Origin of the sequence: Rhodoferax sp. (assembly GCF_037143375.1) — a bacterium.
Lineage (GTDB): Bacteria > Pseudomonadota > Gammaproteobacteria > Burkholderiales > Burkholderiaceae_C > Rhodoferax.
This window is the reverse complement of record NZ_JBAWYV010000002.1, coordinates 59967-80435: the sequence shown is the minus strand read 5'-3', so window position 1 is coordinate 80435 and position 20469 is coordinate 59967. Positions and strand designations below refer to the sequence as shown.

Sequence of the window (20469 nt, the reverse complement as noted above, 5' to 3'; positions counted from 1 at the left end):
ATGCGGGTGCGCCTGCTGCGCCGCGTCACCGCTTAAGTCAGGTCCACCTTGGACTGTCTGCGCTAGCGCATCGACAGCGAAGGGTGCTGGTTGTAAAGTGAGACGGTAACCTGCTTTCACCATGCCCAAACTCACCATTCGCAACACCCGACCAGAAGATATCGACGCCTTGGTTAACCTTCAACGACTGGTTTATCCGAACATCGCCGCTTGGCACCGTGACCGTGTTGTGAATCAAATTGAGTTATTTCCTCAGGGGCAGTTGGTCGCTTATGACGGCAATGTGCTGGTGGGCTGCGCCAGCGCGCTGGTGATTCTTTGGGATGAGTGGGCCGAAGAGCACAACTGGGAGCAAATCACGGCGGCAGGCACGTTTGACACTCACAATCCCGAGGGTTTCACGCTCTATGGCGCTGAGGTGTTTGTGTCGCCCAAACTGCGGGGCAAGCGCGTAGGCCATGCCCTGTATGAAGCCCGACGGCGTGTCTGCAAATCCTTGAACCTGCGCCGCATCATTGCCTGCGGGCGACTGCCGGGCTACCACCTGCAGTCGCACAAGATGACGGTTGACCTCTATGCGCGCAAGGTGCTGTGGGGAGACCTGACCGATCCAGTGCTGAGCTTTCAGTTGCGCGAAGGCTTCAGGTACTGCGGCATCATGAAAAACTACATCCCTGATGACCTGGAATCGCGTGGTAACGCTTCGCTGATTGTCTGGCTCAACCCTAATTACGATGCCTTGAAGCCCACAGCGCTCCAGTCGCGACTGGAATAGGTTTAAAAACCTCAGTGAGCGGCATCTTTCGCTGCGCTTTGTACGGTGTAGTGCAGTTGGGTGAGGTCAAAACTCTGAGCTTGTGCGGATACCAGCGCCGCCGTCAGTAGCGGGGCCGACAGTTGTGGCGTGCGTGACAGTACCCACAGGTACTTGCGGTTGGGGTTGCCAACCACCGCCCAGCGGTACTCCGGGTCCAACCCCAACACCCAATAATCACCCTTGAACGGCCAGAAGAATGACACCTTGAGGCGGCTATTGCCAAACCCTTCAACGACTGTTGCGCTACCGTTAGCCTCGTCAAAGCCCGAGTCGGTGCGGCATCGATTCAACACCGTGAGGGCGCCGTTGGGCCCCGGGCCATACTCGGCCGTGGCATCTGCAATGCATTTGCGCTGGAAGAACATCGGAAAACTGGCGATCTCGAACCACTTGCCGCTGTAGCGTGCCAGGTCTACAGCGGGGACGCTGACCACGGGCGTTTGTGACAGCGCTAGTGAAGGCAGGATGACCACGAGAAGCGCCGTTAATAAGCAAAAATATTTCATGATTCAATCTATTTGCGTCAAAGGGAAGGGTTGGGTAGACAACTTATCGTCGACTGTGGCGATTCAGTCATTTTCACCGATGGCGACCTGTAGACCCACTACTGCGCAACCGCGCCTGCTCACCAGCGTGAGTCGGCGCTGGTCATTTGTGCGTGTCCACAAGGCAGGAGGCAATCCATCTACCCTTGCGAGTTGGTCTTGACGGTACTGGGCAAGCTACATTTACAACCCCTGCAACGGCAAGTTGTAGAAATTAACAATGAAAAGTGATTCGATGAAAAAAGTGATTGTGGTCGGTGGTGGTCCTGCAGGTTTGATGGCTGCCGATGTGTTGTCCCGCTCGGGTGTTGAAGTGCATGTCTATGACTCATCACCCTCGGTCGGGCGCAAGTTTTTGCTGGCAGGCAAGGGCGGACTGAACCTGACGCACTCCGAGCCGGTCGATATTTTTGCCTCTCGCTACGGCGCTCGTCGCCAGCAGATCGAGACCCTGCTGCAAGGTTTTGACGGCGGCCAGGTTCGCGAATGGGCGCTGGCGCTCGGTGTGGACACCTTTGTCGGCACCTCAGGCCGCGTGTTTCCGGCGGACATGAAAGCGGCGCCCCTGCTGCGGGCCTGGTTGCACCGCCTGCGTCACGCGCCTGTCGGAGTCGATGTGCAGTTTCACATGCGCCACCGCTGGACCGGTTGGAGCGCAGACACCGTTGAGGGCACGCAGTTGAATTTCGACACCCCGAATGGCCCGGTGCAGGTGCATGCCGATGCTGTGGTGCTCGCCTTGGGTGGCGGCAGTTGGGCTCGCTTGGGCTCCAATGGCGCCTGGGTGCCTTGGTTGCAAGCGCGAGGTGTGGCGGTGGCGCCGCTGCTACCGAGTAATTGTGGTTTTGATGCCCAGAACGGCTGGAGCGATCACTTTTCAAGTCGCTTTGCTGGTCAGCCGTTCAAGTCAGTGGCGATCCACTTCACTACGTCACTGGGCGTTAGTTTTCAACGAAAAGGTGAGTTTGTCGCCACCGCAACAGGTGTAGAAGGCAGCCTGATTTATGCAGCTTCCAGCCTGCTGCGCGACGAAATCATTCGCAATGGTCAAGCTACCTTTAACCTGGATTTATTGCCCGACATGTCGGCTGAAAAAGTACTGTCTGAGGTGCGCCACCCGCGCGGATCTCGCTCCTTGTCGAGCCACCTGAAAAGCCGCATGAACCTTGAAGGCATCAAGGCCGCCATGCTGCACGAGTTACTGACCAAAGAGCAAATGAACGATCCGATGCAACTGGCAACCGCCATCAAGTCATTGCCCATTACGCTGGTGGCGGCACGTCCGATCGACGAAGCCATCAGCACGGCGGGCGGTGTGTTGTTCGAGGCGGTTGACGCCAACCTGATGCTGGAGCAATTGCCCGGCGTGTTTTGCGCCGGCGAGATGCTGGATTGGGAAGCACCCACTGGCGGCTACCTGATGACCGCCAGCTTTGCCAGCGGCAAAAAAGCAGGCGAAGGCGTGTTGGCGTACTTGGGCGTTAATTAAGGCAACAATGATGTTAGTACCGTAAAAACGGTACAACAAAATATGGCGAATCCGATATTTAAATATTGAATTGGTTGATGCAAACTTAAAGCCATTGTGAGGTTCAATTTAAAAAATGAAATCACCAAGTTTTAAAGACCTGCAATTTACGAACTCAACTTATCATGACTCAATCTACACGTGCCTACCCGCCGGTCATTGAGCAAATGTCTTTGCCAGCCATCTTGGCGCACTGGATTTCAGCTCTGGCCATTGGCTTCACTTTAAGTGCGACCTGGCTGCGGGACTATATAGATCCGGTTTTCTTTGAAGAGTTCGACCTTCGAGTCTCCATGTTCGGACACCATCATCATCTGGTCTTGGTCGTGGTACTGCTTTGGAGCGTCCGACTGATCGCATGCCGTCTTCATCCCCCTAAAAATACTGATGAATCCGCCACCCCGAATCTGAAGTTGGTGGCATTGGTTTGTCATTCAGCGTTCTTCACCATCTTGCTTGCCATGCCCCTGTTGGACTGGATAGTGAACAATGCGCAGGGCCACATCGTGTGGATGTTTCACTTTCTGCCCATGCCCCAACTGGTCGCCCCGAATCCGGATTTGGCCTATACCTTGCAGCAATGGCAAGAATGGGGTGCCATGCTGTTGCTGAGTTTTGTTGCCCTGGATTTTCTGATCGATATGTGGCATCACGTCATGCGCAGGGACCATGTCCATGCCGCCAGAATGCCATTTGCCAAGAACATGTAAACCACTGAATTCTGATCAAGCGAGTCGCTTGAAATCCAGTGGGTTAGCTTACGGTGTTGGATCAACCCGCTATAAGCCAGTCATTTACGTTTTTTGAGTTTGAACCATCTTCATGGCCGAGGAAATCAGCGCGGACACTTCGGTCATGTTGCTTGGCACGATCAGCGTGGTAGTGGCATCAGCGGCAACCCGTGAATAAGCCTCGACCGCTTTCTCGGCGACTTTCAGTTGAACGGCTTCAGCACCACCAGGCTGGCGAATGGCGGCGGCAATGCGTTCAATAGCGCCGGCGGTGGCTTCGGCCACGGCAGTGATCGATTGGGCGTCGCCCTGAGCTTTGTTGATGACGGCTTGTTTTTCGCCTTCCGAGCGGGCAATGAACGCCTCGCGCTCACCGGTAGCAATGTTGATTTGCTCTTGGCGACGACCTTCTGAGGCTGCAATCAGGGCGCGTTTTTCACGTTCGGCCGTGATTTGCTGCTGCATGGCGTGCAAGATTTCTTTGGGCGGTGTCAGGTCCTTGATCTCGTAGCGCAGCACCTTCACACCCCAGTTCAGGGCTGCCTCGTCAATCGCCTGCACCACCTGGGCGTTAATGATGTCACGCTCTTCAAAGGTTTTATCCAGCTCCAATTTGCCGATGACGGAGCGCAGCGAGGTTTGCGCCAGTTGCGAGATCGCCATGATGTAGTTGCTGGAGCCATAACTGGCACGCATCGCATCGGTCACCTGGAAGTACAAAATGCCGTCTACCTGCAACTGCGTGTTGTCTTTGGTGATGCAAACCTGGCTGGCGATGTCCAGCGGTACTTCTTTCAGCAGGTGTTTGTAAGCCACCTTGTCCACAAAAGGCATCAGAAAGCTCAGGCCCGGCGTCAGGGTGCCGTTGTATTTACCAAGCCGTTCCACCACCCAGGCGTGTTGCTGGGGAACGACTTTGACCGATTGCGTGATGAAGATCACCGCGATGATGAACAGGATGAGTGCAAATTCCATTTATTTCTCCAATGAATTCAACTAAAAAATCAAGATTTTTTGACAACCAAGCGGCTGCCGACAACTTCAATGACCGTGTACTGACCCGGCATGTGCGGCTCGCCGGGCGCCATCGACACGCTCCATTGGGCACCCCGGTATTTCACGCTGCTGGTGCCATCCGGGTTCCAGGCTTCAACGTGAACGGTTTCCCCGATGTCCATGTTGACGTCGTGATTGGCGCTTGCGGGCAAGGCGCTGGGTTGCTGCTGCTTGTAAGTGCGCCAGGCCAGCACCGCCCCAATACCCACCAGGGCTGCGACCACATACTGCGCGGCCTGTGAAGCGCCCAAGTGGGCCGAAATAGCTGCCGCCATCAGTCCGATGGACAGCATCAGCAAATAAAAGGTGCCAGTCGCTAATTCCACTGCGATTACAGCGCCAGCCAATACCCACCACATCGTTGATTCAGCCATACGGGCCTCATTTTTGTTGCTATCGGGCTATTTTGAAGCAATTAGAGAGGCATGCAAGGGTCTTGACTTAATAAGTCCTTACACTTCGCGACTGTTTAATATTTATCACTTGCGCGGCTGGAGCTACCCATGAAATTTCGCTTTCCCATTGTCATCATCGACGAAGACTTTCGGTCTGAAAACACCTCCGGTCTGGGTATTCGGGCGCTGGCCCAAGCGATTGAATCCGAAGGCTTTGAAGTGCTGGGCGTTACCAGCTACGGCGATCTGAGCCAATTTGCGCAACAGCAAAGTCGCGCCAGCGCATTTATTCTGTCGATTGACGATGAAGAATTCACGCCCGGCCCGGACCTCGACCCGGCAGTGTTGAACCTGCGCCATTTCATTGAAGAAGTGCGCCGCAAGAATCTGGACGTGCCAATCTACATTTACGGCGAAACCAAAACCTCGCGCCACCTGCCCAACGACATCCTGCGCGAGTTGCACGGGTTTATTCACATGTTTGAGGACACGCCAGAATTTGTGGCGCGCCACATCATCCGTGAAGCCAAAAGCTACCTGGAGGGCGTGCAACCGCCGTTCTTCAAGGCGCTGCTGGACTACGCCGAAAACGGTTCTTATTCATGGCATTGCCCCGGTCACTCCGGTGGTGTGGCGTTTTTAAAGAGCCCAGTGGGCCAGATGTACCACCAGTTTTATGGCGAAAACATGCTGCGCGCGGACGTCTGCAACGCAGTGGAAGAACTGGGCCAGTTGCTGGACCATGACGGCGCCATTGGTAAGAGCGAGCGCAATGCAGCGCGTATTTTCAATGCCGATCATTGTTTCTTCGTGACCAACGGCACCAGCACCAGCAACAAAATGGTCTGGCACCACACCGTCGCACCCAATGACATCGTGGTGGTCGACCGCAATTGCCACAAGTCCAACCTGCACGCCATCATCATGACCGGGGCGATTCCGGTGTTTTTGAAACCCACGCGCAACCACTTCGGCATCATCGGCCCCATCCCTAAAAGCGAGTTTGAACCGGCAGCCATCAAAGCCAAGATCCTGGCCAACCCCTTGATCAAAGAGCACCTGAAAGGCGTGGACGCCAGCAAGATCAAGCCCCGCATTTTGACGCTGACCCAGTCCACCTACGACGGCGTGTTGTACAACACCGAAACCATCAAGGGCATGCTCGACGGCTATGTGGAAAACATCCACTTCGACGAAGCCTGGTTGCCCCACGCGGCGTTTCACCCGTTTTATGGCTCGTATCACGCCATGGGCAAGAACCGGGTGCGCCCCAAGCACGCGGTGGTTTATGCCACGCAATCGATCCACAAATTGCTGGCGGGTATCAGCCAGGCCAGCCATGTACTGGTGCAAGATTCGCAAACCGTCAAGCTTGACAAGCACCTGTTCAACGAGGCGTACCTGATGCACGCCTCAACCTCGCCGCAGTACAGCATCATTGCCAGTTGCGATGTGGCGGCCGCCATGATGGAGCCACCCGGTGGCACCGCGCTGGTGGAAGAAAGTATTGCCGAGGCCCTTGATTTCCGCCGCGCCATGCGCAAGATCGACGAGGAATACGGCACCGACTGGTGGTTCAAGGTCTGGGGACCGGACAAGCTGGTCGACGAAGGCATTGGCCGCGCGGATGACTGGATCATCAAGGGTGAGTCCGCCAAGGCCAAGGCCGGTGTTAACTGGCACGGTTTCGGCAAGATGGCGACCGGCTTCAACATGCTCGACCCCATCAAATCGACCATCGTGACGCCCGGCATGGACTTGAATGGCAAGTTTGCCAAGAAAGGCATTCCGGCCAGCATCGTGACCAAGTTTTTGGCCGAACATGGCGTGGTGGTTGAAAAAACCGGGCTCTACAGCTTCTTCATCATGTTCACCATCGGCATCACCAAGGGACGTTGGAACAGCATGCTGACTGCGCTGCAGCAGTTCAAGGACGACTACGACAAAAATCAGCCGATGTGGCGCATCCTGCCCGAGTTTTGCCAGAAACATCCCAAGTACGAAAACATGGGCCTGGCCGATTTGTGCCAGCACCTGCACCAGTTGTATGCCAAGTACGACATTGCGCGCCTCACCACCGACATGTATTTGAGCGACCTGACCCCGGCCATGAAGCCCAGCGACGCCTACGCCCATATTGCTTTGCGTAAAACCGAGCGCGTCGAGATTGACAAGCTCGAAGGCCGCATCACGGTCGGCTTGGTGACACCTTACCCACCCGGCATTCCACTGCTGATTCCAGGCGAAGTGTTCAACAAAAAGATCGTGGATTACCTGAAGTTTTCACGCGAGTTCAACACCCAGTGCCCAGGTTTTGAGACGGATATTCACGGTTTGGTGGAAGAAGAAGGCGCTGACGGCCAGATCCACTACTACGCAGACTGCGTTAAAGAATAACGAGTTGCTATTAATTAAATAGCTTCTAGCGCCCGTGGTACGGGGGCTAGAAGCTATTTTTCCTTAAGAAGACGGGGTTTCGACGACCGCAACGGCGGTCTGGCTGACGCCGCAATCCACATACGAAATTTGCCCGGTCATGCCGGAGGCCAGGTCACTGAGCAAGAAGGCAGCCACGTTGCCAACTTCTTCAATCGTCACGTTGCGCTTGAGGGGCGATGCTGCCGCCGAAATGCTCAGCAACTTGCCAAAATCCTTGATGCCGCTGGCAGCCAGGGTTTTGACCGCGCCAGCGCTCAGGCCATTGACGCGCATGCCGCGTGGGCCAATGGCGTCGGCCAGGTAACGCACCGACGACTCCAGCGACGCTTTGGCCAGGCCCATGGTGTTGTAACTCGGCACCACGCGCACACCACCCAAATAGGTCAATGTAACGAGCGACGACTTGTCGTTGAGGTAGGGCAGGGCCGCTTTGGCCATCGCGGGAAAGCTGTAGGCGCTGATGTCGTGCGCAATGCGGAAGTTTTCGCGGCTCAGGCCATCCAGGAAATTGCCGGCAATCGCTTCGCGGGGCGCGTAGCCAATGCTGTGCACAAAGCCGTCAAACTTGGGCCAGGTAGCTGATAAGTCGGTGAACAGTTTCTCGATCTGGGCGTCATCACCCACATCACAATCGAACACCAATGTGGAGTTGAAGTCAGCCGCAAATTCGGTGATGCGCTCCTTGAAGCGCTCGCCTACATAGCTGAAAGCCAACTCTGCACCTTGCTCGTGGCAAGCCTGCGCAATGCCGTAGGCAATGGAGCGCTTGGACAAAACACCTGTAATCAGTAATTTTTTTCCGGTCAGGAATCCCATATCTTTTCTCTCTTAAAAGCAGTTGAATCACCACCGAATCGGCAGAAGCATTTGATGCAGAATTGTCTCATGCGAAGTCTGTTATTTTTTTTATGTTGGGCGATGTCCGCTCCCTCATGGGCGGCGCACGGCTACGCCCTGTGGGGCGACCTGAAGTACGCCCCCGATTTTTCGCACTTTGACTACGTCAATCCCACGGCGCCCAAGGGTGGCGAATTGCGCCTGGTGAGCAACTTGCGCGTGTCTACGTTTGACAAATACAACCCGTTCACGATCAAGGGTTCGGCCCCGGCGTACCTTTCAGACCTGATGTTTGACTCGCTGTTAAACGGCGCGCTGGATGAAACCGGCTCTGGTTATGGACTGTTGGCCAGTGACGTGGCGGTGGCAAAAGATGGTTTGAGTGCCACTTTCAAATTGCGCCCGCAAGCACGCTTTCACAATGGCGACCCGGTGTTGGCCGAGGACGTCAAACACAGCTTTGACACCCTGATGGGGCCGCACACCTCGCCTGCGTTCAAAAGTTTGCTGGAAGACGTGGCAGGCATCGATGTTTTGGACGAGCGCACCGTGCGCTACCGTTTCAAGAAGCCCAACCGGGGCTTGCCGCTCACTGTGGGTGGCCTGCCGGTGTTCAGCCGCCAGTGGGGTGTGGAAAATGGCAAGGCCAAACCGTTTGACCAGGTGGTAACCGACACGCCTATTGGCAGCGGCCCTTACAAAATAGGGCCAGTGCGCTTTGGCAAAGACATCACCTATGTGCGTGACGCCAGTTATTGGGCGAAAGACCTGAACGTGAAGCGCGGCACCAACAATTTCGAGCGCATCACGGTGAAGATTTACAAGGACAACACCGCCCGGTTGGAAGCCCTCAAGGCGGGTGAGTTCGATTTGATGCGGTTTTTCTCAGCCGGTGACTGGGCGCGTCGCGTGACCGGGAAGCGCTTTGATTCCGGCGAGTTGGTCAAGGCCGAGTTCAAGCACCGCTTGCCGTCGGGGTTCCAGAGCTACGTGCTCAACACCCGGCGCGACACTTTCAAGGATGTGCGGGTGCGCCAAGCCCTTGGTCTGGCTCTGGATTACGAGTGGATGAACCGCCAGATGTTCTACAACGCTTATCAGCGTGTCAACGGTCTGTTTGGCAATACCGATTGCCAGGCTGCGGGCCTGCCGAGTGCGCAGGAATTGGCGTTGATGGAACCTTGGCGAAAGGATATTCCTGCCGCCGCCTTTGGCCCGATGACCGTCACCCCACGAACAGATGGCGACTCGTCCTTGCGCGCCAATCTGCGCCAGGCGCAAGCCTTGCTCAAAGAGGCTGGTTGGACCGTGCGCGACGGCGCCTTGCGCAACGCCCAAGGCCAGGCCTTTGAGATTGAGTACCTGGACAGCAACGAAGGCAGCGCCCGGGTCGTGACGCCGTGGGCGCGCAACCTCGAAAAACTCGGCATCACGCTCCACTTTCGCCCGGTTGACTTTGCGCTCTACCAGCAGCGCCTGCAAAAGTTTGAGTTCGACATCACTTCGATGGCCTACGGCGGCACGCACAACCCGGGGCAGGAATACGCTGACCTGTTTGGCAGCAAGGCCGCTGATATTGAAGACTCCGGCAACCTCTCCGGTGTCAAGAGCCCGGCGCTCGATGCGCTGATCGGCAAGATGACCAGCGCGAAAACCAAGGCTGAGCTGCTGCCCGCTTGTCGTGCGCTTGAGCGGGTGGTCAGTCACAGCCATTTACTGATACCTCAGTGGGCCGCTGGCACGCACCGCATTGTTTATAACGCCTGGCGCATCGCCCAACCCCCGGTGATGCCGCCTTACGCCCAAGGCGAAAGCTGGGCCATTGAAACCTGGTGGGCAAAATAAATCATGCTGGTCTACATCCTTAAACGCCTGTTGCTGATGGTGCCCACGCTGTTGGGCGTGTTGCTGCTGACCTTTGTGGTGGTGCAGTTTGTGCCTGGTGGCCCGGTGGAGCAGTACATGGCCGAGGCCAAAGCCGGCACCGGTAGCAGCGCCGAAGGCGGCGGCTTGAGTTACCGCGGTGCGCAAGGCGTTGACCCTAAACGGCTGGCGCAAATCAAGGCTTTGTATGGCTTTGACAAACCCGCGCACGAGCGCTTTTTTCAAATGCTGGGGCAATTTGCCCGTTTTGACCTGGGCCGGAGTTTTTTCCAGAACAAGGACGTGTCACAACTGCTGTGGGAAAAGTTGCCGGTTTCGATCAGTCTGGGCCTGTGGACTTTTTTTATCAGCTACCTGATTGCCGTGCCGCTGGGGGTTGCCAAGGCGGTTCGGGCCGGGTCGCGCTTTGACTTCGTTACCACGCTGCTGGTGCTGTTTGGTTATGCCATCCCCGGCTTTGTTCTGGGGGTCGCGCTGCTGGTGATTTTTGGCGGCCAGTTACAGTGGTTTCCCTTGCGCGGGCTCACCTCCAGTAATTGGGACGAGCTGTCGTGGGGCGCCCGCGTGGTCGACTACTTCTGGCACATCGCGATGCCGGTCACCGCCATGGTGCTGGGCAGTTTTGCCGTGACCACGATGCTGACCAAGAACGCTTTTTTAGAAGAAATTCGCAAGCAATACGTGGTGACGGCGCGGGCCAAAGGGCTGGATGAACGCCAAGTGCTCTGGAAACACGTGTTTCGCAACGCCCTGATTCCGATCATCACCGGATTTCCGGCGGCGTTTATTGGTGCTTTTTTTACTGGCTCCTTGCTGATCGAGACACTTTTTTCGCTCGACGGGCTGGGCCTGCTGAGCTTTGAGAGCGTGATTCGGCGCGATTACCCGGTGGTGCTGGGCACGCTGTATTTCTTTACGCTGATTGGCCTGGTCACCAAGCTGATTTCCGATCTCTGTTACGTCTGGGTTGATCCGCGTGTCAAATTCGATTAAGCACAGCCCCGCCATGCAGCCCGCGCCAAGGTCGAAAAGAACAGCCTCGCTGAGTCCTTGGCAGCGCGCCTGGTTTCGCTTCAAGCGCAACCGTTTGGGCTATTGGAGCCTCCTGGTGTTTGCGGTGCTGGTGTCTTTAAGCCTGATGGCCGAAATTATTTCCAACGACCGCCCGCTGGTGGTGCGCTACGAGGGCACGACTTATTTTCCGATGGTCAAGGACTATTCCGAAAAAACGTTTGGTGGCGACTTTGACACCGCTACAGACTATCTGGACCCGTTCATCAGGGCGCGCCTGGCGCTGCCCGGCAACTGGGCTTTGTTTGCACCCAACCCCTATGGCCCCAAAACGCTCAATTATTTCGCCAAAGAGCCCAATCCGTCAGCGCCGAGCCGCGACAACTGGTTGGGCACCGACGACCGGGGGCGTGACCTGCTGGCGCAACTGATTTATGGGTTTCGGGTCAGCGTGCTGTTTGCGCTGGCCTTGACCGCCACGGGCGTGCTGCTGGGCGTCATCACCGGGGCGATTCAGGGATTTTTTGGTGGCAAGACCGATCTGGCGTTTCAGCGCTTTATCGAAATATGGGGTTCCATGCCGGAGTTGTACCTGTTGATCATCTTCAGCGCGGTGTTTGCGCCCAGTCTGGCACTGCTGCTGATTTTGTTGAGTCTGTTTGGCTGGATGGGTCTGAGTGACTACGTGCGCGCCGAGTTTTTGCGCAACCGGCAACTCGATTACGTGCGAGCCGCCCGCGCCTTGGGCGTGAGCAACTGGCAAATTATTGTGCGGCATCTGCTGCCCAATAGCCTGACGCCAGTCGTGACTTTCTTGCCGTTTCGCATGAGCGGCTCGATTCTGGCGCTGACCTCGCTCGATTTTTTGGGCCTGGGTGTGCCGCCTGGCACCCCGTCGTTGGGCGAATTGCTGTCGCAAGGCAAAAACAACATTGATGCGTGGTGGATTTCGCTCGCCACGTTTTGCGTACTGGTGGTGACGCTGCTCTTACTCACCTTTATGGGCGATGCCTTGCGCGATGCGCTCGACCCCAGAAAGGCCGATCAATGACGGATTTCAATGCGGTCGCCAACCCGCCAGACGCCGCAAAATTGCTGGATGTGCGTGGCCTTCGCATCTCGTTTGCGGGCCAAGAAGTGGTGCATGGCATCGACTTCTTCATAGCACCGGGCGAAAAACTGGCGCTGGTGGGCGAGTCGGGCTCGGGCAAAACCGTGACTGCCTTGAGTTTGTTGCGTCTGGTGCAAAACGCTGAAATCAGCGGCAACGCCTTGTTCGGTCAGCGCGACCTGCTCACGATGCCCGAACGTGAACTGCGCGGCCTGCGGGGGCAAGACATCTCGATGATCTTTCAGGAGCCCATGACGGCGTTGAACCCGCTGTTCACGATAGGCGATCAAATTGCCGAGGTTTTAGAACTAAAACAGGGTCTAGCCCCCGTCCAGTGCGCGCAAGCAGCTATTAAATTACTAGCAGATACTGGCATCAGTGAAGCCGAGCGGCGGGCCAAATCGTATCCGCACCAACTCAGTGGCGGGCAACGCCAGCGCGCCATGATCGCCATGGCGCTGGCCTGTCAGCCCAAATTGCTGTTGGCGGATGAGCCGACCACCGCCCTCGACGTGAGTTTGCGCGGCCAAATTCTCGACCTGCTGACGGCGTTCCAAAAGAAAAATGGCATGGCGGTGATGCTGATCACCCACGACCTTAATTTGGTGCGGCGCTTTGCCGACCGCGTTATCGTCATGGAAAACGGCCATGTGGTGGAGCAGGGCCTAGTGGCCGATGTTTTCTCACAGCCGCAGCACCCCTACACCCAGCGCTTGGTTGACAGCAAACCGGTGCGTGACGTGCTGGCGTTGCCGCTGGTGCCGGGGCAAGCGCCGGTGATGCAGGCGCAGGCCTTGCGGGTGTCGTATCCGGTGGCACGACCCGGTGTGAAAGGCTGGTTCAGCCATGCCGAGTATGTGGCTGTACAGAGTGTGGACTTTCAGTTTTATCCGGGGCAAACTTTGGGCGTGATGGGCGAATCGGGCTCCGGCAAATCAACACTGGCGCTGGCGGCGCTGGGTTTGCTGCCCCTTAAAGGTTCTTTGCAGGTGACGGGGCAAAGCTGGAACGCCAGTGCGGCCAAAAACAAAGCCATGCGGCGTGAGGTGCAGGTGGTGTTTCAGGATCCTTTTTCATCGCTGTCGCCGCGCATGACGATCGAAGAAATTGTGGGCGAAGGTCTTACGGTGCACGAGCCTGAATTAACAACAAGAGCGCTGCGAGTGCGTGTCGAGCAGGCTTTGCAGGATGTAGGCCTGGGTACCGGACACGATGCGCAGCAGTTGCATGACCTCATGCAACGGTATCCTCATGAGTTTTCAGGCGGTCAGCGCCAACGGATCGCCATCGCACGCGCGATCATTGTGAATCCGCGGGTGCTTGTTCTTGATGAACCTACCAGCGCGCTTGATGTCACGATCCAAAAGCAGGTGTTGCAATTGCTGCAGCGCTTTCAGCGTGAACGGAGCCTGAGTTATCTACTGATCACCCATGATGTTGATGTAATTCGGGCCATGGCTCACTACGTTTTAGTCATGAAAGAAGGTCAAATTGTGGAGTCCGGGCCAGTGAGTGCTGTGTTGACCGTGCCAAAGCACGACTACACCCGGTCTTTGCTGGCAGCAGCAGGGTAAATCCTTAGGGTTTCAGGATATAATCCAAAGCTCACGACCAAACGGGCGGGTATTTACCGCCCGTTTTTTTTGGTCGATTGTTTTTGCAACACTCCTAACTACTCGTCATCTGTGGCCCTGAAAGAAATTGTTGAACAAACCGTAGCCGGTCTCGGCTATGACCTCGTGGAAACCGAGCGCTCGGCTGCGGGCCTGCTTCGCATCACGATCGATCACCCCTGGACGGCACCTGTTGAAGGTGTTGTGAGTGGTGTCGAGCAATTTGTGACGGTTGAGGATTGTGAAAAAGTAACGCGCCAGTTGCTGTTTGCACTGGAAGTTGATGGGATTGAATACAAGCGGTTGGAGGTTTCCTCGCCTGGTATCGATCGTCCTTTGCGGCATGAGAAAGATTTTGAGCGTTTCGTCGGTCAAGAGATCGATGTGAATCTGAAAGCGCCAATTGGCGCAGCAGCGGCGGGGCAGGTAAGCCCTACCCGCAAGAAATTCCGCGGCACGCTGGAGCGCACGCTCAGTGAGGCCGGTGTGGCTGGCTGGCAAATCGTCTGGAGCGATGCGCCAGTGGGTAAGCCGGGCCAAAAGATCAGTAAGAAGAGGTTGCCGGCACCCGTGCAGGCCCTGGGTTTTACCTTGGATGAAATACGTGAGGCGCGACTGGCGCCCATCGTCAGCTTCAAGGGCCGGGGTGCCAAAGGCGACGCAGAGACAAATTTAGATTGAATTGAAATAGGAGAGTCATGGCATGAATCGCGAAATGTTAATGCTGGTTGAGGCTATCTCACGCGAAAAGAACGTGGAGAGAGATGTTGTGTTTGGCGCTGTTGAGGCAGCGCTGGCACAAGCATCTAAGAAGCTGTTCCAAGGCGAAGTGGATATCCGCGTGGTGGTTGACCGTGACAACGGCAGCTATGAAACGTTTCGTCGCTGGCATGTGGTCCCCGATGAAGCGGGATTGCAGTTGCCTGACCAGGAAATCCTGTTGTTCGAAGCCAAAGAGCAGATCCCTGACATCGAGGTGGACGAATACATCGAAGAAACAGTTGAGTCTGTTCCTATCGGCCGTATCGGCGCCATGGCTGCCAAGCAAGTCATCCTGCAAAAAATTCGCGATGCCGAGCGCGAGATGCTGCTCAATGATTTCATGTCACGTGGTGACAAGATTTTTGTCGGCACCGTCAAGCGCATGGACAAGGGCGACATCATTGTCGAAAGTGGCCGTGTGGAAGGCCGTTTGCGACGCAGCGAGATGATCCCCAAAGAAAATCTGCGCATGGGTGACCGGGTTCGCGCCATGATCATGGAAGTGGATCTGACCTTGCGCGGCGCGCCCATCATTTTGTCGCGTTCAGCGCCCGAATTCATGGTCGAGTTGTTCCGCCAGGAAGTGCCTGAAATCGAACAAGGTTTGCTGGAGATTAAATCCTGCGCCCGTGACGTCGGTTCACGCGCCAAGATCGCCGTGCTGTCGCATGACAAACGCGTCGACCCCATCGGCACTTGTGTCGGTGTGCGCGGCACCCGCGTCAATGGCGTCACCAATGAATTGGCCGGCGAGCGCGTCGACATTGTGTTGTGGAGCGAAGACCCAGCCCAGTTCGTGATTGGTGCGTTGGCTCCTGCAAACGTAACTTCCATCGTGGTTGATGAAGAGCGTCATGCCATGGATGTGGTGGTTGACGAAGAAAATCTCGCGATTGCGATTGGACGTGGCGGCCAGAATGTGCGCCTGGCGTCTGATTTGACAGGCTGGAAAATCAACATTCTTGATGCTGCTGAGTCCGCTCAGAAGCAGGCCACCGAGACCGATTCAGGTCGCAAGTTGTTCATGGAAAAGCTCGATGTGGACGAAGAAATCGCCGATCTGTTGATCGCCGAAGGCTTCACCAGTCTGGAGCAGGTCGCTTATGTGCCACTCGAAGAAATGCTCGAAATCGAGAGTTTCGACGAAGACACGGCCAACGAGTTGCGCAACCGTGCAAAAGACGCGTTGTTGACCATGGAAATTGCGCACGAAGAAAATGTTGACGAGGTTTCGCTGGACTTGCACGACCTTGACGGCGTTACCCCCGAGCTACTCGGCAAACTGGCTGATGCCGGCGTTCACACCCGTGACGACCTGGCTGATTTGGCCGTAGATGAACTTACAGAAATCACCGGCCAGTCTGCGGACGAAGCCAAGACCTTGATCATGAAAGCGCGCGCACATTGGTTTACCAATGACGCCGCTTCTCAAGAGTAATGGTCATGAAAGGTTACAGAACAAATGTCCAGTACGACCGTCGCCGAGTTTGCTAATGAACTCAAAAAATCAACCGATACGCTGCTTGAACAGCTGAAGTCGGCCGGCGTAGCCAAGATGGCTGCGACCGATAAATTGACAGAAGCTGACAAACAGCTTTTGTTGAACCATCTGCACGCCAGCCATGGCACGAGCAGCCCTGAGCGCAAAAAAATTACGCTGGTCAAGAAATCGACCAGTGAAATCAAACAGGCTGACTCCAGTGGCAAGGTGCGCACGATTCCGGTCGTGATGCACAAGAAGCGAACCTTTGTTCGCCGTGAAGATGGAGTTGAAGTCGCGGTTGAAGTCGCTGAGCCAGAACATGAAGTTGACACCACGCCCCAGATCGACAACGCCGAATTGGCGCGTCGTGAAGAAGAGGCTCGTCGTCAGGCTGAGTTGATCCGCCGCCAGGAAGAAGAATTGTCTGAGCGACGCCGTCAGCGTGAAGAGCAGGAAGCCCGCAACCGTGAAGCGGCTGAGCAAGAAGCCGAAAAGGCTTCCAAATTAGCGGCTGAAACTGCTGCTGCGCACGCTCTTAAAGAACAAAATAAGCCTGTAGCCCCCGTTGCTACTGCGCAGGATGCTATTGATCTTGCAGCAGTCAAAGCTTTGGAAGTAACTGCAAAAGCAGAAGCTGTTGCCAAAGACAAGCTGCTGGCCACAGAGAAAGCAGCCGCTGACTCTAAAGCCCGCGCAGCCGAAGATGTGGCTCGCGCCGCTGATTTGGGTGACCGCCGCCGCAAGGCCGAAGCGGAGGCCGCAGCCATTCGCCTGATGATGTCATCGCCAGGCAAAAAAGCACCGCCGCCACCACCCAAAAAGGTGGAAGAAGTCAAGCCTGATCCCACTAAAGCGGGCATCAAGGGCACGCTGCACAAGCCTGCGGTGGGCGCAGTGCCTGCTAAACCAGCCAAACCCGGTGCGCCAGCCGCACCTGGAGCCGCTGCAGCCCCAGGCGCTGGCAAAGAAGTCAAGTCTGCCAAGCTGTCAAGCAGCTGGGCTGGCGATCCGAAAAAGAAGAGTGCCATTCCTACCCGTGGCGCCACAACGGCACCCGCAGGTCGTGGCACCAACTGGCGTGCTCCGGCGCGCGGTGGCAAACGCGGCAGTAACGACCGTGACCGTGATGAAAACCGTGTGCAAGCCGCACCGGTCGAGGCTCGCGTCATTGAAGTCCACGTGCCTGAAACCATTACCGTGGCTGAATTGGCACACAAGATGGCCGTTAAAGCCTCTGAGGTGATCAAACACCTGATGAAGCTGGGCCAGATGGTCACCATCAACCAGCCTTTGGACCAAGACACTGCCATGATTTTGGTGGAAGAAATGGGTCACAAGGCGATCGTGGCGGCGCTGGACGATCCAGAAGCCTTTACCGATGACGAAGTGTTGCAACAGCATTCCGAGTCCTTGCCACGTGCACCAGTGGTGACCGTCATGGGTCACGTCGATCACGGCAAGACTTCCTTGCTCGATTACATTCGCCGTGCCAAAGTGGCCTCGGGCGAAGCCGGTGGTATTACCCAGCACATTGGTGCGTACCACGTTGAAACGCCACGCGGCATGGTGTCTTTCCTTGATACTCCGGGTCACGAAGCCTTTACGGCTATGCGTGCTCGCGGTGCCAAGGCGACCGACATCGTGATTTTGGTGGTGGCAGCTGACGACGGCGTCATGCCGCAAACCAAAGAGGCCATCAAGCACGCCAAGGCGGCCGGTGTTCCTATCGTTGTTGCGATCAACAAGATCGACAAGCCTGATGCCAACCCAGAGCGCGTTAAAAACGAACTGGTGGTTGAAGAGGTGGTGCCTGAGGAGTTTGGCGGTGATTCACCGTTTGTCTCAGTCTCTGCTAAAACGGGTCAAGGCATTGATGCTTTGCTGGAACAAGTGTTGCTGCAAGCTGAAGTGCTGGAGTTGCGTGCCCCGATCGATGCCATGGCCAAGGGCCTGGTGATTGAAGCGCGCCTGGACAAGGGACGCGGCCCAGTGGCCACGATTCTGGTGCAGTCCGGCACGCTCAAGACCGGCGACGTGGTGCTGGCTGGTTCAACCTATGGCCGTGTTCGCGCCATGCTGGACGAAAACGGCAAGACCATCAAGACGGCGGGTCCATCGATTCCGGTCGAGATTCAAGGTCTGACTGAAGTTCCTTCAGCGGGTGATGAGTTCATGGTGATGGCTGACGAACGTCGTGCCCGTGAAATCGCCACCTACCGTGCCGGCAAGTTCCGCCACACCAAGCTGGCAAAACAGCAAGCCGCCAAGTTGGAGAACATGTTCACCGACATGACTGCAGGCGCTGTCAAGCTGGTTCCGATCATCATCAAGGCCGACGTGCAAGGTTCGCAAGAAGCCCTGGCCCAGTCGTTGCTCAAGCTCTCGACCGACGAGGTCAAAGTGCAATTGGTGTACACGGCAGTCGGTGCTATCAGCGAGTCGGATGTGAATCTGGCGATTGCGTCCAAGGCGGTCATCATTGGTTTCAACACCCGTGCCGACGCTGGCGCCCGCAAGCTGGCCGAGAGCAACGGCGTGGACATTCGTTACTACGACATCATTTATGACGCCGTGGATGAGCTCAAGCTCGCCATGTCGGGCATGCTGACGCCGGACAAGAAAGAAGAAGTTATCGGCACGGCCGAAATTCGCGAAGTGTTCAAGGTTTCCAAGATTGGCTCGATTGCCGGCTGTATGGTTACTGCCGGTATCGTCAAACGCACGGCGCGTCTGCGTCTGTTGCGCGAAAACGTGGTCATCTTCACGGGTGAACTCGACTCGCTCAAGCGTTTCAAGGACGATGCGAAGGAAGTCAAGGAAAGCTTCGAGTGCGGCTTGAATATCAAGAATTACAACGACATCCAAAAGGGTGACGTGCTGGAGTTCTTCGAGATTCGCGAAATTGCGCGTACGCTTTGATAGGTTTGATGTAAATCGTGCGTATCAAGTCAAAAACTCCTAATCGGAGCTTCAAGGTAGCCGATCAGATCCAGCGTGATCTGACCGAGCTGATTGCCCGCGAGTTGAAAGACCCGCGTGTGGGGATGGTGACCATTCAGGCCGTGGAAGTCACACCTGATTACGCACACGCCAAGGTGTTTTTTAGCCTGCTGACAGGCGACCCCAAAGCCTGTACCGAAGGCCTGAATCAAGCGGCTGGATTCTTGCGGGCAGGTCTGTTCAAGCGTTTGCACATTCATACCGTGCCCACCTTGCATTTCCTGTTCGATCAGACCACTGAAAAAGCTGCCGACATGAACGCCTTGATTGCGCGTGCGGTGGCGTCTCGCGCTAAAGAGGATTGATCCGATGAATGCGCCCCGTGTTCGGGTTGCCAGGCGCCCCGTGCATGGGGTGTTGTTGCTGGACAAACCTTTGGGTTGGTCGAGCAATGATGCATTGCAAAAAGTAAAGTGGCTGTTGCGGGCTGAAAAGGCGGGTCATACTGGCACGCTGGACCCCTTGGCAACAGGTTTGTTGCCCTTGTGTTTTGGTGCCGCGACCAAATTTAGCCAGCTTCAGCTGGATGCAGATAAAACGTATGAAGCCGTCGCCCGGTTGGGTCAAAAAACCAGTACTGGCGATGCTGAAGGCGAAGTGATAGTAGAGCGGGCCGTGAATGTGAGCGTGCAAGATATCGAGAATGTGCTGCCGCGGTTTACCGGGTTAATCCGGCAAATTCCGCCCATGCACAGTGCCTTGAAAAAGGACGGCAAAGCGCTTTATGAATATGCGCGGGCAGGGATCGAGATTGAGCGCGAAGCGCGTGAAGTCACGATTTATGAGTTAAATGTGGCTCTAGCCCCCGTAGAGCCTGCGCACCCAGCTATTAATTTAATAGTGAAGTGCAGCAAGGGAACTTATATTCGGACGCTGGGCGAGGATATTGGTGAAGCGCTCGGTTGTGGTGCCCACCTGACGGCATTGCGTCGGGTTGAAACTGGTGGTTTCCATGTGTCGCAGTGTGTGACGCTGGAAGCGTTGGAGGCCATGACCGAAGAGGAACGTTTGAACTGCTTGATGCCCGTGGATTCGCTTTTGCGTGACCACACGGTTGTCACGTTGGACAGCGAGAATACAGGGCGATTTCTCAGTGGCGTGCGGCGCCGGGGAAACTGGCCTGACAACGGGCTGGTCGCTGTGTATGGCGACAACCCACACGCTTTATTGGGCACGGCCCAAGTTAAAGCGGGTGAATTGATACCGGGGCGACTCTTGAGTCCGCTGGAAATTGAACAGATTTTAAAATTTTGACAA

The 20469-nt window shown here is 56.1% G+C and carries 17 protein-coding genes; 13 read left to right on the top strand and 4 right to left on the bottom strand.

Features of this window, described 5'->3' with window-relative positions:
• Window positions 1–121: 121 nt before the first annotated feature.
• Complete coding sequence (locus tag WCG50_RS00745; RefSeq protein WP_336897641.1) at window positions 122–775, top strand: GNAT family N-acetyltransferase; 654 nt, start codon at window positions 122–124, stop codon at window positions 773–775.
• 11 nt (window positions 776–786) lie between these two features.
• On the opposite strand, the gene WCG50_RS00740 is transcribed toward WCG50_RS00745, so the two are convergent.
• On the bottom strand, window positions 787–1290 hold the full coding sequence (locus WCG50_RS00740) for a lipocalin family protein (protein WP_336897640.1): 504 nt from the start codon (window positions 1288–1290) through the stop codon (window positions 787–789).
• 307 nt (window positions 1291–1597) lie between these two features.
• Between WCG50_RS00740 and WCG50_RS00735 the strand changes: the two genes are divergently transcribed.
• Together WCG50_RS00735 and WCG50_RS00730 are read left to right on the top strand one after the other, a co-directional pair.
• Window positions 1598–2851 carry a TIGR03862 family flavoprotein gene (locus WCG50_RS00735; protein WP_336897639.1) on the top strand — a complete coding sequence of 418 codons (1254 nt, stop codon included), beginning with the start codon at window positions 1598–1600 and terminating at the stop codon, window positions 2849–2851.
• Window positions 2852–3015: 164 nt separating this feature from the next.
• A complete protein-coding gene (locus WCG50_RS00730; RefSeq protein ID WP_336897638.1) occupies window positions 3016–3600 on the top strand; it encodes a hypothetical protein in 585 nt (194 codons plus the stop codon).
• An 84-nt stretch (window positions 3601–3684) separates the two neighbouring features.
• Here the strand turns inward: WCG50_RS00730 and WCG50_RS00725 are convergent, their stop codons facing one another.
• On the bottom strand, window positions 3685–4596 hold the full coding sequence (locus WCG50_RS00725; RefSeq protein WP_336897637.1) for a stomatin-like protein: 912 nt from the start codon (window positions 4594–4596) through the stop codon (window positions 3685–3687).
• A gap of 29 nt (window positions 4597–4625) precedes the next feature.
• Window positions 4626–5051, bottom strand: a complete 426-nt coding sequence (locus tag WCG50_RS00720) for an NfeD family protein (protein WP_336897636.1) — start codon at window positions 5049–5051, stop codon at window positions 4626–4628.
• 129 nt (window positions 5052–5180) lie between these two features.
• Here WCG50_RS00720 and WCG50_RS00715 point away from each other — a divergent pair, with 129 nt between their 5' ends.
• Window positions 5181–7469, top strand: coding sequence for an arginine/lysine/ornithine decarboxylase (locus WCG50_RS00715; protein ID WP_336897635.1), 2289 nt, complete (start codon window positions 5181–5183; stop codon window positions 7467–7469).
• Between the two features lie 63 nt (window positions 7470–7532).
• Here the strand turns inward: WCG50_RS00715 and fabI are convergent, their stop codons facing one another.
• The gene (gene fabI, locus WCG50_RS00710; protein ID WP_336897634.1) at window positions 7533–8327 is read right to left on the bottom strand and encodes an enoyl-ACP reductase FabI; all 795 of its coding nucleotides are present in this window, start codon (window positions 8325–8327) and stop codon (window positions 7533–7535) included.
• A gap of 102 nt (window positions 8328–8429) precedes the next feature.
• On the opposite strand from fabI, the gene WCG50_RS00705 reads away from it, so the two are divergent.
• The 9 genes from WCG50_RS00705 to truB all read left to right on the top strand — a co-directional run bounded on the left by WCG50_RS00705 (window position 8430) and on the right by truB (window position 20466).
• Entirely contained in the window at window positions 8430–10193 is a 1764-nt protein-coding gene (locus WCG50_RS00705; RefSeq protein WP_336897633.1) for an extracellular solute-binding protein, read from the top strand.
• A gap of 3 nt (window positions 10194–10196) precedes the next feature.
• Complete coding sequence (locus tag WCG50_RS00700; RefSeq protein ID WP_336897632.1) at window positions 10197–11225, top strand: ABC transporter permease subunit; 1029 nt, start codon at window positions 10197–10199, stop codon at window positions 11223–11225.
• Window positions 11226–11238: 13 nt separating this feature from the next.
• On the top strand, window positions 11239–12294 hold the full coding sequence (locus WCG50_RS00695; protein WP_336897643.1) for an ABC transporter permease: 1056 nt from the start codon (window positions 11239–11241) through the stop codon (window positions 12292–12294).
• Entirely contained in the window at window positions 12291–13928 is a 1638-nt protein-coding gene (locus tag WCG50_RS00690) for a dipeptide ABC transporter ATP-binding protein (protein WP_336897631.1), read from the top strand. Before WCG50_RS00695 ends, WCG50_RS00690 begins: the two co-directional genes overlap by 4 nt.
• Before the next feature lie 111 nt (window positions 13929–14039).
• A complete protein-coding gene (gene rimP, locus WCG50_RS00685; protein WP_336897630.1) occupies window positions 14040–14648 on the top strand; it encodes a ribosome maturation factor RimP in 609 nt (202 codons plus the stop codon).
• Between the two features lie 22 nt (window positions 14649–14670).
• Window positions 14671–16167, top strand: coding sequence for a transcription termination factor NusA (gene nusA / locus WCG50_RS00680; protein ID WP_336897629.1), 1497 nt, complete (start codon window positions 14671–14673; stop codon window positions 16165–16167).
• A 24-nt stretch (window positions 16168–16191) separates the two neighbouring features.
• Entirely contained in the window at window positions 16192–19131 is a 2940-nt protein-coding gene (gene infB, locus WCG50_RS00675; protein ID WP_336897628.1) for a translation initiation factor IF-2, read from the top strand.
• Between the two features lie 14 nt (window positions 19132–19145).
• The gene (gene rbfA / locus WCG50_RS00670; RefSeq protein ID WP_296503457.1) at window positions 19146–19517 is read left to right on the top strand and encodes a 30S ribosome-binding factor RbfA; all 372 of its coding nucleotides are present in this window, start codon (window positions 19146–19148) and stop codon (window positions 19515–19517) included.
• 4 nt (window positions 19518–19521) lie between these two features.
• Window positions 19522–20466 carry a tRNA pseudouridine(55) synthase TruB gene (gene truB, locus WCG50_RS00665; RefSeq protein WP_336897627.1) on the top strand — a complete coding sequence of 315 codons (945 nt, stop codon included), beginning with the start codon at window positions 19522–19524 and terminating at the stop codon, window positions 20464–20466.
• Window positions 20467–20469 lie beyond the last annotated feature (3 nt).